This is a genomic window from Streptomyces sp. NPDC038280 (genome assembly GCF_055600045.1).
This window is the reverse complement of sequence record NZ_JBVJYZ010000002.1, coordinates 1-14,640: the sequence shown is the minus strand read 5'-3', so window position 1 is coordinate 14,640 and position 14,640 is coordinate 1. Positions and strand designations below refer to the sequence as shown.

The following is a 14,640-nucleotide window of genomic DNA, read 5'->3' as shown; positions in this document are numbered from 1 at the left end:
CCTTTCGCTGGGCCCAGTGTACGGGCCCGGGCGGGGGTCGGCCGACCGCGTTTCGGCGGGGCGTCCCCGGGTCCCGGCGTGACCCGAATGGTCATACGGGTGAGGGCGGGCTCCCGGGGGCCGGTGGGGCGGATTACAGGGCGGGGAGCTGGGCACAACGGATGCAGGCTCGCCTGCCTGGGGCAGGGGCGGGCCCCGACCGGCGGCGTGCCCCGTTGCCGCGGGGCTGGGGTCGATTTATCGTCCCAGCACGATGCGCGAGCAAGATCACAAAATGTGAAGGGGCCGCGACATGGTGGCGAAGAAGACCGCCGCGAAGAAGGTCGCCGAAAAGAGGACGCCCGCCGGGTCGACCGCGGCGGGCGCGACGGCCAAGGACGTGACCGGCAAGAAGAGCACGGTCGCGAAGAAGGCCGCCGCGAAGAAGTCCGCGGCTCCGAAGAAGACGTCGGTGGCGCGGGAGCGCGTCGCGAAGAAGACCACCTCCACGAAGCGCGCGGTGGCCCGGAAGGCCACCGGGAGCGCGGACGCTGCCGACGCGGCCGGCGGGCCGGGGGCGCCGCCCCCGGCCGGGAAGTCGCCTCCGACGTCTCCGTCGCACCCGGGGAAGACTGCGGAGGAGACCGAGGGGAAGAAGGCCGCGGGGAAGAAGGCCACGGCGAAGGCCGTGAAGAAGGCCGTGAAGAAGGCGGTGGCGAAGAAGGGCGCCGCGAAGAAGATCACGGCGAAGGCGCCCGCCAAGTCCGCCGAGAAGAAGACCGCCGAGAAGAAGGCCTCCGCGAAGGTCACGACCGAGAAGACCGCCGCCAAGAAGACCGCCAAGAAGACCGCCAAGAAGAGCGCCGCCTCGGCGAAGAAGGGCCCGTCCGACGGGGAGCCGGCCGAGCAGGCCGGGACCACCGCGCCGACCGAGTCCACGCCCAAGAAGACGCCAGCGAAGAAATCCCCAGCGAAGAAATCTCCAACGAAGAAGTCCGCGGCCAAGAAGTCCGCCGCCAGTAAGACCGCCGAGAAGGCCGCGCCTGCGGCCGTGGAGCAGACGGGAGCCAGCACGGTGGCAGCGAAGAAGACCGTGGACGTGACCACGACGGCCGACCTCGACGCCGAGGGGGGTGCGGCCGCGAGTGCCGTGCCGCCGGCCCGGGCTGCCGGAGAGCTCGCCGTACGCCCGGGCGAGGAGCCATGGACCCCCGAGGAGGTCGCCGAGGCGAGGGCCGAGCTGGAGAGCGAGGCGACCAGGCTCAGCAACGAGATCGCCGCGTCCGAGGCCGCGCTGACGGGCCTCATGCGGGACTCCGGGGACGGCGCGGGCGACGACCAGGCCGACACCGGTGCCAAGAACATCACGCGCGAGCACGAGATCGCGCTGGCCGCCAACGCCCGCGAGATGCTGGAGCAGACCGAGCACGCGCTCCAGCGGCTCGAAGCGGGTACGTACGGACTGTGCGAGATCTGCGGGAAGCCGATTGGCAAGGCCAGGATGCAGGCCTTCCCGAGGGCCACTCTCTGCGTCGAGGACAAGCAGAAGCAGGAGAGGCGGGGTTGAGAGGTCCCGGGTCGGGCCCGGTCCGTACAGGTGTGCCGTACCCTCGTGCACAGTCAGGCACCTAGGTTGAGGGACTCACGTGGCAGAGGCGGAGAGCGTCATCGGTACGCCGGATTCAGCAGGAGCCGACGAGGCCGCGGCGCCGGCCGAGCGCCCGAAGGGCAGGCGCCGGATCGCCGTGCTCTTCGCCGTGGCGACCGTCGCCTATCTCTTGGACCTGGTCAGCAAGATGATCGTGGTGGCCAAGCTGGAGCACCACGAGCCGATCGAGCTCATCGGTGATCTGCTGAAGCTCGCGGCGATCCGCAACCCGGGCGCGGCCTTCGGGTTCGGCGAGGCCTTCACCGTGATCTTCACGGTGATCGCGGCGTCCGTGATCATCGTGATCGCCCGGCTGGCACGGAAGCTGTACAGCCTGCCGTGGGCCATCGCGCTCGGACTGCTCCTCGGTGGCGCGCTGGGCAATCTCACCGACCGGATCTTCCGCGCCCCGGGCGTCTTCGAGGGCGCGGTCGTCGACTTCATCGCCCCCGCCCACTTCGCCGTCTTCAACCTCGCGGACTCGGCGATCGTGTGCGGCGGCTTCCTGATCGTGATCCTTTCCTTCAAGGGTCTCGACCCCGACGGAACCGTCCACAAGGACTGACGTGTCGGTGGCGTCCGGCATACTCGACGGGTGAGTACGAGTCCCGAGATCAGAACCCTGCCCGTTCCCGATGGCCTGGAGGGCGAGCGCGTCGACGCCGCCATCGCCCGTATGTTCGGGTTCTCCCGTACGAAGGCGGCCGAGCTGGCCGCCTCCGGGAAGGTCCAGGTCGACGGCTCGGTGGTCGGCAAGTCCGAGCGCGTGAGCGGCGGCGCCTGGCTCGAGGTGGAGATGCCCGGCGCGGCCGCGCCGGTGCAGATCGTGGCCGAGCCCGTCGAGGGCATGGAGATCGTCCACGACGACGACGACATCGTCGTGATCGTGAAGCCGGTCGGCGTGGCCGCGCACCCCAGCCCCGGCTGGACCGGGACGACGGTGATCGGCGGCCTCGCGGCGGCCGGGTACCGCATCTCGACCTCGGGAGCGGCCGAGCGCCAGGGCATCGTGCACCGGCTCGACGTCGGCACGTCCGGCCTGATGGTCGTCGCCAAGTCCGAGCGCGCGTACACGCTGCTCAAGGCGCAGTTCAAGGAGCGGGTCGTCGACAAGCGCTACCACGCGCTGGTGCAGGGCCACCCGGACCCCATGAGCGGCACGATCGACGCGCCGATCGGGCGGCACCCGAACCACGACTACAAGTGGGCCGTGACGGCGGAGGGCAAGCCGTCGGTGACCCACTACGACCTGATCGAGGCGTTCCGGGCGGCGTCGCTGCTCGACATCAAGCTGGAGACGGGCCGCACGCACCAGATCCGGGTGCACATGTCCGCGCACCGGCACCCCTGTGTCGGCGACCTGACGTACGGCGCCGACCCGACGATGGCCAAGCGCCTGGGGCTGACCCGGCAGTGGCTGCACGCCGTGCGGCTGGGCTTCGAGCACCCGTCGGACGGTCAGTGGGTGGAGTACGAGAGCGGCTACCCGGCCGACCTGCAGAGTGCGCTGGAGAAGATCGCGGCGGAGAGCCAGTGAGCACGGCGTCGACGCCCTCGCCCTCGCCCTCGCCCTCCCCCGCGTCCTTCGTCGTGCGGGAAGCCGTGGACCCGGCCGACCGGGAGGCCTGCTTCGCCGTCCGCAGGGACGTGTTCGTGGTCGAACAGGGGGTGCCGAGCGAGCTCGAGTACGACGCGTACGACGCGACGGCCGTGCACGTCCTCGCGGTGCGTGAGGACGGGCTGCCGCTGGGGACCGGGCGCCTGCTGCGCGGCGCCGACGCGGCCGGCAAGACGGGCGGCGACGAGGGCGTGGGCTCGCTCGGCCGGCTCGCCGTCTCGAAGGCGGCGCGCGGCCTCGGAGTCGGCGTGGCACTGGTCCGGGCGATCGAGGGCGCGGCGCGGGAGCGCGGTCTGACGGCGGTCGACCTGCACGCGCAGACGCAGGCGCTCGGCTTCTACGAGCGGCTGGGGTACGAGGCGTACGGTCCCGAGTTCTTCGACGCGGGCATCGCGCACCGCGCGATGCGCCGGCCCCTTTAGGCCCTGTCGGTGTGCGGAGTGTGATCGGCGTGACCGGCGTCGCAGGGGTGATTCATGGGGATACGGGAAGGCGCGTGGCAGGGTTGAGGCCCTGATCATCGACGTGCCGAAGGGCCGGAGGGCTTCCCCGTGGATCAACTGGCGCTGCTGTTCGTGCTGTTGCTCGGCGCCCTGCTGACCGTACCCCTCGGTGACCGGCTCGGGCTGCCCGCGCCGGTGCTCATGACGGTCGCCGGTGTCGTCCTCGCGTTCCTGCCCTTCGTGCCGAACGTCGACATCCCGCCGGAGCTGATCCTCCCGCTGGTGCTGCCGCCGCTGCTCTACGCCACCGTGCAGCGCACCTCCTGGCGGCAGTTCGCCGCCAACATGCGCCCCATCTTCCTGCTCGCCGTGGCGCTGGTCTTCGTCACGACGGCCGCCGTCGCCGCCGTCGCCAACGCGCTCGTCCCGGTGCTGCCCCTCGCCGCCGCCGTCGCGCTCGGGGCGCTCGTCGCGCCGCCCGACCCGGTCGCCGCCACCGCCGTCGCCGGGTCGCTCGGACTGCCCCGCAGGCTCGTGTCGATCCTGGAGGGCGAGGGGCTGTTCAACGACGTCACCGCCATCGTGCTGTACCACGTGGCGATCGCGGCCGCCGTCAGTGGGACGTTCTCCTGGCCCCGCGCGGTCGGTGAGCTCGTCCTGTCCGCCGTCGTCGCCGTCGTCGTGGGACTCGCCCTGGGCTGGATCACCAACAAACTGATGGGGCTGCTCGACGACGCCACCCTGCAGACCGGCCTGACGCTCCTCGTCCCCTTCGTCAGCTATGTCCTCGCCGAGGAGCTGCTGGGCTCCGGCGTGCTGGCCGTGCTGGTCACCGCGCTCTTCCTCGCCGAGCACGCCCTTGACGCCGACGACGTGATGGGACGGCTCGCCGGGCAGACCTTCTGGCAGATCGTCGACACGCTCGTGACCGGCATCGCCTTCGGTCTCATCGGGCTGGAACTGCACCATGTCTTCGGGCTGGCGGACGGCCGGGAGCTGGAGATGTTCGGCTGGGGAGCGGTGATCGTCGCCGTCGTGATCGGCGTACGGCTGCTGTGGCTGCTGCCCGCGACATGGGCCGCCAAGAAGCTGCACAAGCGCCGGGACTACGACGAGGAGATCCCCACGACCTGGCGGGAGACCGTCGTGATGTGGTGGTCGGGGATGCGGGGCGTGGCCTCGGTGGCGCTCGCCCTCGCCATTCCCCTCCGTACGGACACGGGTGAGCCGTTCCCGGGGCGCGACGAGATGGTCTTCATCGCCTTCTGCGTGATCATGACAACCCTGGTCGTCCAGGGCCTCACCCTGCCGTGGCTGGTGAGGAAGCTCGGCGTGCGCGCCGACACGGACGCCGAGCGGGAACTGGAGCGCGACCTCGCGATCCGCGCCGCCAAGGCCGCCAAGCGCCGGCTCAAGGAGATCGAGGAGGTCGAGGAACTTCCCGAGGAGGTGCAGGAGCGTCTGCTCCGCGGCGCCTTCGACATCGGGGCGCGGATCAGCCCGGACATGCTGGACGAGGAGCGGCGGGCGGCCCTCGCCCAGCGCGGCGAACGGTTCAAGGCCGTGCAGCGCATCCAGCGCGAGATGATGTCGGCCGCCCGCCACGAGGTGCTCTCGGCGCGCAGCGAGCCCGGCGCCGACCCGGAGGTCGTCGACCGGGTGCTGCGGCAGCTGGACGTACGCAGCCTGCGCTGAGGCCCGGAGTCAGCCCCGGCCGGTGCGCGGTGGCTCCCCGTTCTCCTTCGCGGCGGCGTCCACATAGGCGTCGGCGTTGTTGCTGTGGATCTCCGAGGGCCGGGGCGCCCGCATGTCGGGTCCCGCGCCGCCGCGCCGGGGCACCAGCGCGGCCTGCGCCGTCGCGACCCTGGGCAGCGCGTACGGGTGGATCTCGTGGAGCCAGGCGACCATCTGCTCGCGTACGGTGCACCGCACCGTCCAGACGTCGTCCGCGTCCTTCGCGGTGACCACGGCCCGTACCTGCAGGGTGGTGGGCGTCGTGTCGGTCACCGCGAGGCTCCAGTCGCGGCCGTCCCACGCCGCGCAGTCCGCGAGGATGTCCTTGAGCTTGTCGCGCATCTCGGGCAGGGGCGCGGAGTGGTCGAGGTGGAAGAAGACCGTCCCGGTCATCTGGGCTCCGCCGCGCGACCAGTTCTCGAAGGGCTTGCTGGTGAAGTACGACACCGGCATCGTGATCCGGCGCTCGTCCCATGTCCGTACGGCGAGGAAGGTGAGCGTGACCTCCTCCACCACGCCCCACTCGCCGTCCACGACCACGGTGTCGCCTATGCGCACCATGTCGCCGAAGGCGATCTGGAAGCCGGCGAAGAGATTGCCGAGCGTGGACTGCGCGGCCACACCGGCGACGATGCCGATGATGCCCGCGGAGGCCAGCATCGACGTGCCGATGGTGCGGAAGTCCGGGAAGGTCAGCAGCATGGCGGCGACGGCGACCACGGCGACCACGGCGGTCACGATCCGCATGATCAGGGTGACCTGGGTACGGACCCGGCGGACCCGGGCGGCGTCGCGGGTGGTGGACGCGTACCGGGCGTAGGTGGACTCGACGACGGCGGCGACGATACGGGTCACCAGCCAGGCGCCGGCGCCGATCAGTATCAGGGTGAGGAACCGGCCGATACCGGTCTCGTGCTCCTCGATCACCCGCCAGTCGCTCTGCCGGAACAGTCCCCGGAGCAGGCCGGTCAGCAGGACCACCTGGAGGGGCACCCGGCAGCGGCGCAGCAGCTCCCACAGGGGTGTGTCGTGATGCTTGGCGGCGACTCGGCGCAGCATCAGGTCGACGAGCCAGCCGACCGTGAGCGTGAGCAGGACCGAGCCACCGAAGACGGTCAACGGGCGCAGCACGTTATCCATGTCTCCGTCGCTCAATGGCAGGATGACCGGTATGGACATCATGCTCTTCCATTCGGTCTACGGTCTGCGCCCGGCCGTGCACGCGGCAGCCGAACGGCTGCGCGAGGCCGGGCACCACGTGCACGTGCCCGACCTCTTCGACGGTCAAACCGCCGAGACGATCGAGGAGGGTCTGGAGCTCAGGGAGCGGATCGGCAAGGAAGAGCTGCTGAAGAGGGCCATCATGGCCGCCGCGCCCTACTCGGAGCGCGGTCTCGTCTACGCCGGCTTCTCGCTCGGCGCGTCCGTCGCGCAGACGCTCGCGCTGGGCGACGACAAGGCGCGTGGACTTCTGTTGCTGCACGGCACGTCCGACCTCGCCGAGAACGCCTCGGTCGACGAGCTGCCGGTCCAGTTGCACGTCGCCGACCCCGACCCGTTCGAGTCGCACGACTGGCTGACCGCCTGGTACCTGCGGATGCAGAGGGCCGGCGCGGACACCGAGGTGTACCGCTATCCGGGCGCCGGGCACCTCTACACCGATCCCGATCTGCCCGACTACGACAAGGCCGCGGCCGAGCAGACCTGGACGATCGCGCTGGCGTTCCTGGAGAGCCTCTAGCGTGGTGGCCCTCCGGGAGGGTCAGCCCGCGCGGTAGGCGGTCCAGCTGTCGTTCATGCGCGTCACCTGGCCCGTGGTGAACTGGTACATGCAGGCGTCGTACGTGTAGTCCATGAAGTTGTGGATCGGGTCCACACCGGCCTTGGAGGCGCAGGTGTCACGGCCGGTCGGGCACTGGTACGCGGCGCTCTTCTCGGCCGGCGTGTCGGAGACGTAGTCCCCGTTTCCATTGCAGCCGCCCTGGAAGGTGTGGTAGAGCCCCATCCAGTGGCCGACCTCGTGGGTGGCCGTGTCGCCCTCGTTGTAGTTCGCGGCGGAACCGCCGGGCAGTGAGGTGTCGAGGACGACCACACCGTCCTGGGACGGGTTGGAGGCGTACGACGACGGGAAGGTCGCCCAGCCGAGCAGCCCGCCGCCGAGGTTGGCCGTGTAGAAGTTCAGCGCGCCGGCGCCGCCCTTGCGCAGGGTCGACTTCATCTGCTTCTCGGCGGTCGAGCCCGAGGTCAGGTTGTACCAGGAGGCGTTGTCGGTGTAGTCCGTCGCGGCCAGCGTGAACTGGAAGTTGGAGTTGACGTTGCCGGTGCCCTGGCCGGCGTAGGCCGCGTTGAGAACCGCCATCTGGTTGTTGACGGCGGTGGCGCTGAGCTTGCCGGTCGTACCGCTGTGGATGACGTGGAAGTAGACCGGGATGCTCGTGACGGTGGCCGCGTCGAGCGCGTTGCCGCTGAGGCGGCCCTTGGCGCGGGCCGCGTCGAGTCTCTTCTTCAGGTCCGCGTCCATGGCCTTGGCCTTGGCCTCGGTGACCTCGTTGGGCTCGTTGACGTGGGCGCCGCCCGAGGGGCGGGACTCACGGGCCGTGGCGCTCGCGCCCGTGCCCTCGGCGCACTCGTCGGAGGTGGTGCCCGTGGCGGCAGCGGTGGTCGGGGCCGAGGCGGCCGCTACTCCGGTGGGGGCGGAGAGCGGGGCCAGCGCCAGGGATCCGGCCAGGGCTGCCGTACCGAGTATGCGACGTGTCATACGCGGTGAAATTCGGGCAAGAGCACGCATGGTGACTCCTCGCGGGGGGTTTGTGGGAGGGCTTTCCTCGCCACCGCGGGGACATTACGGGGCCATGACAGATCTTGATGAGGAACGATCAGGCCCAATCAATCATGGGGGGAATAGGGACATCCGGAAGAAATTCTCTTGCCCGTTCCGGAGTTTGAGATCTGCACGTAACGAAACCAGCTACCGAGGCGGGTGGTGTGTCCGGATTCGATCGCTCGAACACGCCACCCGCCGTAGTGATGTGATCTCCTGTTAATAGAAGATCAACTGGCTGAAAATCGCCTCTGTCGACCCGTCAGTTCACCGGGCGGTACACCCGCTCGACCTTCTGCGTTCCACTCAGCGTCCGATAAGAGCGGATCCATGCCGCCGTGGCGTCCGGCTTCGCCTTGTCCGAGAGTGTGTAGTAGTCCATCTGCGCCTGGGCCGCCGTGACATCGAGTACGCCGTACCCGTGATGGTCCATGTCCAGCCACTTCACATGACGGTTGGCGGCCTTCACCGCGGTGGCCGCGACCAGCGAGACGGTCCCCGGCGCGACATGCAGGATGTCGTCGAGGTTGTCCGAGGTCACCGACGTCACCACGAACTCGGTGGCCGCCGACGGGGACAGCGGATACGTCGCCGCCTTCACCGGTACGTCATTGGCCCAGGCCATATGGATGTCGCCGGTCAGGAAGACGGTGTTCCGGATCCCCTGTCCGGTGAGGTGCGCCAGCAGCTCCCTGCGGTCGTCGGTGTAGCCGTCCCACTGGTCGACATTGACCGCCAGGCCCTCCTTGGGCAGCCCCAGCAACTCGCCGATCGGCCCGAGCAGATGGGCCGGCACGGACCCGAAGGCGACCGGCGAGATCATCACCGAGGTGCCGACCAGCTTCCAGGCCGAGTCCGAGGAGGAGAGCCCGGCCTTCAGCCAGTCCAGCTGCGCCCGGCCGGTGAGCGTGCGCTCCGGGTCGTCGACCTTTCCGCTGCCCACCGAGGCCTGCTGCGAACGGAAGGTGCGCAGATCCAGCAGATGCAGATCGGCCAGTCTGCCGAAGCGCAGCCGACGGTAGACCGTGCCCTCGGTGGAGGCGCGGACCGGCATCCACTCGAAGTACGCCTGCTTCGCGGCCGCCGCACGCGACGCCCACTCGCCCTCGGTGCCCGGCGTGTGGTTCTCCGCGCCGCCCGACCAGGCGTCGTTGGCGAACTCGTGGTCGTCCCAGATCGCGATGACCGGATGGGCGGCGTGCAGCGCCCGCAGATCGGCGTCCGTCTTGTAGTGGCCGTGCCGGGTGCGGTAGTCGGCGAGCGAGACGATCTCGTGCTTCGGCTCGTGCTGTCGTACGACGTACTTCTCGGCCGGGTAGCCGCCGGTCGCGTACTCGTAGATGTAGTCGCCGAGATGGATGACCGCGTCGAGGTCGGCGCGGGCGGCGAGGTGGCGGTAGGCGGAGAAGTGGCCCGACTCCCAGTTGGCGCAGGAGACCACGCCGAAGCGGACACCGGGCGTGGTGGCGTCGACGGCCGGGGTGGTGCGGGTGCGGCCCACCGGCGAGAGCGTTCCGCCGGCCGAGAAGCGGTAGTAGTAGGTGGTCGCCTGGCTCAGGCCCCTGACGTCGGCCTTGACCGTGTGGTCCGAGGACGCCGTCGCGGTGGCGGTCCCCCGGGCGGTGATCCGGGTGAAGCCCTTGTCCTCGGCGACCTCCCAGGTCACGTCGGTGTCCGGGCCCTTGCCCGAGCCGGGCACGGCGTCGGCGGACGGGGTGACGCGCGTCCACAGCAGGACGCCGTCGGGGAGCGGGTCACCGGAGGCGACGCCGTGGAGGAAGGCCGGCGCCGTGGTGCCGGCGACGGCGGGGGAGGCGGCGGCCGCCAGGACGGGGGCCGCGACGGCGGTGGCGGCAGCGGCCTTCACGACCGTACGGCGGCTGGGTCTGCTGCCGAGGCCCTCGTGAGCAGGGCGTATGTGGGGTATGTGTCGACTGGTCACGGGCAGTCAGATTACTCATGGGTAAGCCGAACGGGCAGGCGAAAACCGGAAGTTCGCCTGCCCGTCGGCCGAGAGAGGTGCCCCATGTACCCCGCTCGTCCCCCAGGATCGCCCCGAAGGGCCTCAGCCCTTGAGGGCCTTGGCGATCGCGGCGTTGTACTGCTCCACCGTCATGGGCGCGTTCTGGGCGCCCTCCGCGGTGATCGTCTTGCCGTCCATCTTCAGCGTCGGCGTGCCGGTCACGCCGCTGTCGTCGAAGGCGGCCGACATCTTCATGGCCCAGGCGTCGAAGGTCCCGTCCTCGACGTTCTTCCTGAACTCCGCGTTGCCCTTGAGCGCGGCGACCGAGTCGGCCACCTCCAGCAGGTAGGAGTCCTTGGCGAACTTGTCCTGGCTCTCCTCCGGGTGGAACTTCGCGGAGTACAGCGCGGCCTTGTACTGGAGGAAGGCGTCGGGGCTGACATTGAGCGCGGCGCCCAGCGCGGAGAGGGCGTTCTTCGAGCCCTCACCCTGGCCGGCGTTGTCGATGAAGGTGGCGCCGATGTACTTGATCTTGTACTTGCCGGCGTCGACGTCCCTCTTCACCGTTTCGCCGACCGCCTGCTCGAAGGTCGCGCAGATCGGGCAGCGCGAGTCCTCGTACAGCTCCAGCGTCTTCTTGGCCGTCGGCTTGCCGATGACGACGGTGGTCCCGTTGGTGCCCGAGGTGTTCTTCGGCGCGGTGACGCCGGTCTGCTTCTTGGCGGCTTCCCAGTGGCCCGGCTTGTTGGCCTGCGTCACGGCGTAGCCGATGCCGCCGGCGACGGCGAGGACACCGACGATCGACGCCCCGACGATGATCTGCCGGCGGGTCCTGTCCTTCTTGGCCTGGCGCTCGCGCTCGGCGCGCAGCCGCTCGCGGGCGGCGGCCTTGTTGGCGTGGCTGTTGCGTGCACTCATGATCGTGTTCTCCGTGGACGTGAAAAAGAGAGAAGAGGAAGGGCGGACCGCGGGTGCGTGGCGGACCGCGGTGCTCAGGCGAGGACGAACCCGGTGCGGGGAGGTCCTCGGCGTCCCACGGAGTGCACGAGGAAGCGGGTACGGGACGGGCGAGGCCGGTCCACCGGCCGCCCACCACGCCGTACGGCCGGGCGGGGCGCGCCGGACAGGGCAGCCACCAGCGACAGGGGCCGGAAGGCGAAGGCGGCCACGGCGCCGGCGAGCCGGACGAGCGCCGTCTCCCCGCGCCGCAGCCAGGCCGTGGCGACCAGGCCGACGGAGACGTGGGCGGCCAGCAGCAGCCAGGGCAGCGCCGGGTCCGGGGAGCTGAGCAGGGCCGCCGCGCCGCTGTCGGGCGCGACCACGCCGGGCAGCGGGGCGCCGACACCGCCGCCGCACAGCACGTCGACGCCGACGGACCGCAGCGAACCCGCCACGGGGCCGCCGGCCGGGCCGTAACAGACGTGTTGGCCGGTGGTGAACACGGTGTCGGCCGCGAGCTCCAGCGGGACGAGCAGCCCCGCGATGGGCCAGAAGCCGCGCTCACGGCCGGCCAGGCCGTACGCCACGGCGAAGACACCGGCCGCCACGAGCGCCACCGTCAAGAGCGGCAGCGGGACCCGGGACAGCAGCACATGGGAGGCGGCGGACAGCGTCACGACCACTGCCGTGAAGAGCGCCGCCCGCAGCCCCCTGAGCCGCGTCCCTGATATGTCCATCGGCGAGAGTGTGCCATGTCCGGCGGTAAGGGGTCCTTAAGAGAATCCTGAGGAAACCCTGAGAAACCCGCCGCTCGGCACGGCTACAGCCCCGGGATCCGCCCGTTGCGGAACAGGTCCACGAAGATCTGGTGATCCGCGCGCGCCCGGGCGCCGTAGCTGTGCGCGAAGTCCACCAGCAGGTCCCCGAAGCCGTCCTCGTCGGCGGCGATCGCCGCGTCGATGGCCCGCTCGGTGGAGAACGGCACCAGCGAGTGGCCGCTCTCGTCGTCCGCCGCCGCGTGCATCGTGGCCGTCGCGCGGCCGAGGTCGGCGACGGTCGCCGCGATCTCCTCCGGGTCGTCGACGTCGGACCAGTCCAGGTCCACCGCGTACGGCGAGACCTCGGCGACCAGCTGGCCGGAGCCGTCCAGCTCGGTCCAGCCCAGCCACGGGTCGGCGTGCGCTTGGAGAGCGCGCTGCGAGATCACCGTGCGGTGGCCCTCGTGCTGGAAGTACTCCCGAACCGCCGCGTCCGTCACATGGCGCGACACCGCCGGGGTCTGGGCCTGCTTCATGTAGATCACGACATCGTTCTCCAGGGCGTCGCTGTTGCCCTCCAGAAGGATGTTGTACGAGGGGAGGCCGGCCGAGCCGATGCCGATGCCGCGACGCCCGACGACGTCCTTCACACGGTACGAGTCGGGGCGGGTCAGGGAGGATTCCGGCAGCGTCTCCAGATAGCCGTCGAAGGCCGCCAGGATCTTGTAGCGGGTCGCCGCGTCCAGCTCGATCGAGCCGCCGCCGGAGGAGAACCGGCGTTCGAAGTCCCGGATCTCGGTCATCGAGTCGAGGAGCCCGAACCGGGTCAGCGAGCGGGCGTCGCGGAGTGCGTCGAGGAGCGGCCCCTCGGCGGTGTCCAGCGTGAAGGGCGGCACCTCGTCGTTCTTGGCGCCGGTCGCCAGCGAGTGGATGCGCTCGCGGTAGGCGGCGGCGTAGATCCGCACCAGCTCGGTGATCTGGTCGTCGCTGAGCGCCTTGGTGTAGCCGATGAGCGCCAGCGAGGCGGACAGCCGCTTGAGGTCCCAGGTGAACGGACCGACGTACGCCTCGTCGAAGTCATTGACGTTGAAGATCAGCCGGCCGTTGGCGTCCATGTACGTGCCGAAGTTCTCGGCGTGCAGATCGCCGTGGATCCAGACCCGGCCGGTGCGCTCGTCCAGGTACGGGCCGCCGTGCCGCTCCCGCTCCAGGTCGTTGTAGAAGAGGCAGGCCGTACCCCGGTAGAAGGCGAAGGCCGAGGCGGCCATCTTCCGGAACTTCACCCGGAACGCCGCCGGGTCGGCGGCCAGGAGCTGCCCGAAGGCGGTGTCGAAGACGGCGAGGATCTCCTCGCCGCGCTCGCCGGCCGTGGGCTGGTGGACCGACATCGCTGGGTGCCTCCTGGTGCAAGCTGTACATGACCGAACGGGACGGGTGCGCGTCCCTCTCCAACGGACGAAGGTACTCGCGAGTGCCCGGCGTCTGTCAGTGGGGCGACGTAGACTTCCACGCTGTCCCCCCAGACTGTCGCCCACTGTTTCCGGAGGCCTCGCACCGTGACCAAGCCGCCCTTCACGCACCTTCACGTCCACACCCAGTACTCCCTGCTGGACGGTGCCGCGCGGCTCAAGGACATGTTCAACGCCTGCAATGAGATGGGCATGACGCACATCGCCATGTCCGACCACGGCAACCTGCACGGCGCGTACGACTTCTTCCACTCGGCGAAGAAGGCGGGGGTGACGCCGATCATCGGCATCGAGGCCTATGTCGCCCCTGAGTCCCGCCGGAACAAGCGGAAGATCCAATGGGGACAGCCGCACCAGAAGCGCGACGACGTCTCCGGCTCGGGTGGTTACACCCACAAGACCATCTGGGCGGCCAACGAGAAGGGGCTGCACAACCTCTTCCGGCTCTCCTCGGACGCGTACGCCGAGGGCTGGCTGCAGAAGTGGCCCCGGATGGACAAGGAGACGATCTCCCAGTGGTCCGAGGGGCTCATCGCCTCCACCGGCTGCCCCTCCGGCGAGGTCCAGACCCGGCTGCGCCTGGGCCAGTTCGACGAGGCCGTGCAGGCGGCCTCCGACTACAAGGACATCTTCGGGGAGGGGCGCTACTTCCTGGAGCTGATGGACCACGGCATCGAGATCGAGCGCCGCGTCCGCGACGGGCTCCTGGAGATCGGCAAGAAGCTCGGCATCCCGCCGCTCGTCACCAATGACTCGCACTACACCTACGCGCACGAGGCGACCGCGCACGACGCCCTGCTGTGCATCCAGACCGGCAAGAACCTCTCCGACCCGGACCGCTTCCGGTTCGACGGCACCGGCTACTACCTGAAGTCCACGGACGAGATGTACGCCATCGACTCCTCGGACGCCTGGCAGGAGGGGTGCCGCAACACCCTTCTGGTAGCCGAGCAGGTCTCGACCGACGGCATGTTCGTCGCGAGGAACCTGATGCCGAAGTTCGACATCCCCGCGGGCTACACCGAGGTCACCTGGTTCCAGGAGGAGGTGCGCCGGGGCATGGAGCGCCGCTTCCCCGGCGGCGTCCCCGAGGACCGGCAGAAGCAGGCCGAGTACGAGATGGACGTCATCATCCAGATGGGGTTCCCGGGGTACTTCCTCGTCGTCGCCGACTTCATCATGTGGGCCAAGAAGCAGGGCATCGCGGTCGGCCCGGGCCGTGGTTCGGCGGCCGGTTCTATCGTGGCGTACGCCATGGGCATCACCGA

General features: G+C 70.0%; 13 protein-coding genes. 7 read left to right on the top strand and 6 right to left on the bottom strand.

Going from position 1 to position 14,640, the window contains the following annotated elements; genetic code table 11:
• Positions 1–292: 292 nt before the first annotated feature.
• From ACZ7J0_RS05135 to ACZ7J0_RS05115, 5 genes are all read left to right on the top strand, one after another.
• A complete protein-coding gene (locus ACZ7J0_RS05135) occupies positions 293–1,546 on the top strand; it encodes a TraR/DksA family transcriptional regulator (RefSeq protein WP_470884173.1) in 1,254 nt (417 codons plus the stop codon).
• 79 nt (positions 1,547–1,625) lie between these two features.
• A complete protein-coding gene (gene lspA / locus ACZ7J0_RS05130; RefSeq protein WP_470884171.1) occupies positions 1,626–2,192 on the top strand; it encodes a signal peptidase II in 567 nt (188 codons plus the stop codon).
• Between the two features lie 30 nt (positions 2,193–2,222).
• Entirely contained in the window at positions 2,223–3,164 is a 942-nt protein-coding gene (locus ACZ7J0_RS05125; protein ID WP_469118106.1) for an RluA family pseudouridine synthase, read from the top strand.
• Positions 3,161–3,667 carry a GNAT family N-acetyltransferase gene (locus ACZ7J0_RS05120; RefSeq protein ID WP_470884169.1) on the top strand — a complete coding sequence of 169 codons (507 nt, stop codon included), beginning with the start codon at positions 3,161–3,163 and terminating at the stop codon, positions 3,665–3,667. Before ACZ7J0_RS05125 ends, ACZ7J0_RS05120 begins: the two co-directional genes overlap by 4 nt.
• A 129-nt stretch (positions 3,668–3,796) precedes the next feature.
• The gene (locus ACZ7J0_RS05115; protein WP_470884167.1) at positions 3,797–5,383 is read left to right on the top strand and encodes a Na+/H+ antiporter; all 1,587 of its coding nucleotides are present in this window, start codon (positions 3,797–3,799) and stop codon (positions 5,381–5,383) included.
• A 9-nt stretch (positions 5,384–5,392) separates the two neighbouring features.
• Here ACZ7J0_RS05115 and ACZ7J0_RS05110 read toward each other — a convergent pair whose 3' ends face one another.
• A complete protein-coding gene (locus tag ACZ7J0_RS05110) occupies positions 5,393–6,562 on the bottom strand; it encodes a mechanosensitive ion channel family protein (protein WP_470884165.1) in 1,170 nt (389 codons plus the stop codon).
• A gap of 31 nt (positions 6,563–6,593) precedes the next feature.
• On the opposite strand from ACZ7J0_RS05110, the gene ACZ7J0_RS05105 reads away from it, so the two are divergent.
• Positions 6,594–7,163 (top strand): dienelactone hydrolase family protein, encoded by a 570-nt coding sequence (locus ACZ7J0_RS05105; protein ID WP_469118900.1) that lies wholly within the window; start codon positions 6,594–6,596, stop codon positions 7,161–7,163.
• A 21-nt stretch (positions 7,164–7,184) separates the two neighbouring features.
• On the opposite strand, the gene ACZ7J0_RS05100 is transcribed toward ACZ7J0_RS05105, so the two are convergent.
• The 5 genes from ACZ7J0_RS05100 to ACZ7J0_RS05080 all read right to left on the bottom strand — a co-directional run bounded on the left by ACZ7J0_RS05100 (position 7,185) and on the right by ACZ7J0_RS05080 (position 13,291).
• Positions 7,185–8,180 carry a zinc metalloprotease gene (locus tag ACZ7J0_RS05100; protein WP_470884163.1) on the bottom strand — a complete coding sequence of 332 codons (996 nt, stop codon included), beginning with the start codon at positions 8,178–8,180 and terminating at the stop codon, positions 7,185–7,187.
• A gap of 325 nt (positions 8,181–8,505) precedes the next feature.
• Positions 8,506–10,185: an alkaline phosphatase D family protein gene (locus ACZ7J0_RS05095; protein ID WP_470884161.1), complete on the bottom strand. Its 1,680-nt coding sequence runs from the start codon at positions 10,183–10,185 to the stop codon at positions 8,506–8,508.
• A 123-nt stretch (positions 10,186–10,308) separates the two neighbouring features.
• A complete protein-coding gene (locus tag ACZ7J0_RS05090) occupies positions 10,309–11,124 on the bottom strand; it encodes a thioredoxin domain-containing protein (RefSeq protein ID WP_470884159.1) in 816 nt (271 codons plus the stop codon).
• 74 nt (positions 11,125–11,198) lie between these two features.
• Entirely contained in the window at positions 11,199–11,882 is a 684-nt protein-coding gene (locus tag ACZ7J0_RS05085; RefSeq protein ID WP_470884157.1) for a hypothetical protein, read from the bottom strand.
• A gap of 83 nt (positions 11,883–11,965) precedes the next feature.
• The gene (locus ACZ7J0_RS05080; RefSeq protein WP_470884155.1) at positions 11,966–13,291 is read right to left on the bottom strand and encodes a DUF2252 domain-containing protein; all 1,326 of its coding nucleotides are present in this window, start codon (positions 13,289–13,291) and stop codon (positions 11,966–11,968) included.
• A gap of 168 nt (positions 13,292–13,459) precedes the next feature.
• On the opposite strand from ACZ7J0_RS05080, the gene ACZ7J0_RS05075 reads away from it, so the two are divergent.
• On the top strand, positions 13,460–14,640 hold a 1,181-nt coding region (locus ACZ7J0_RS05075; RefSeq protein WP_470884153.1), incomplete at its 3' end, for a PHP domain-containing protein.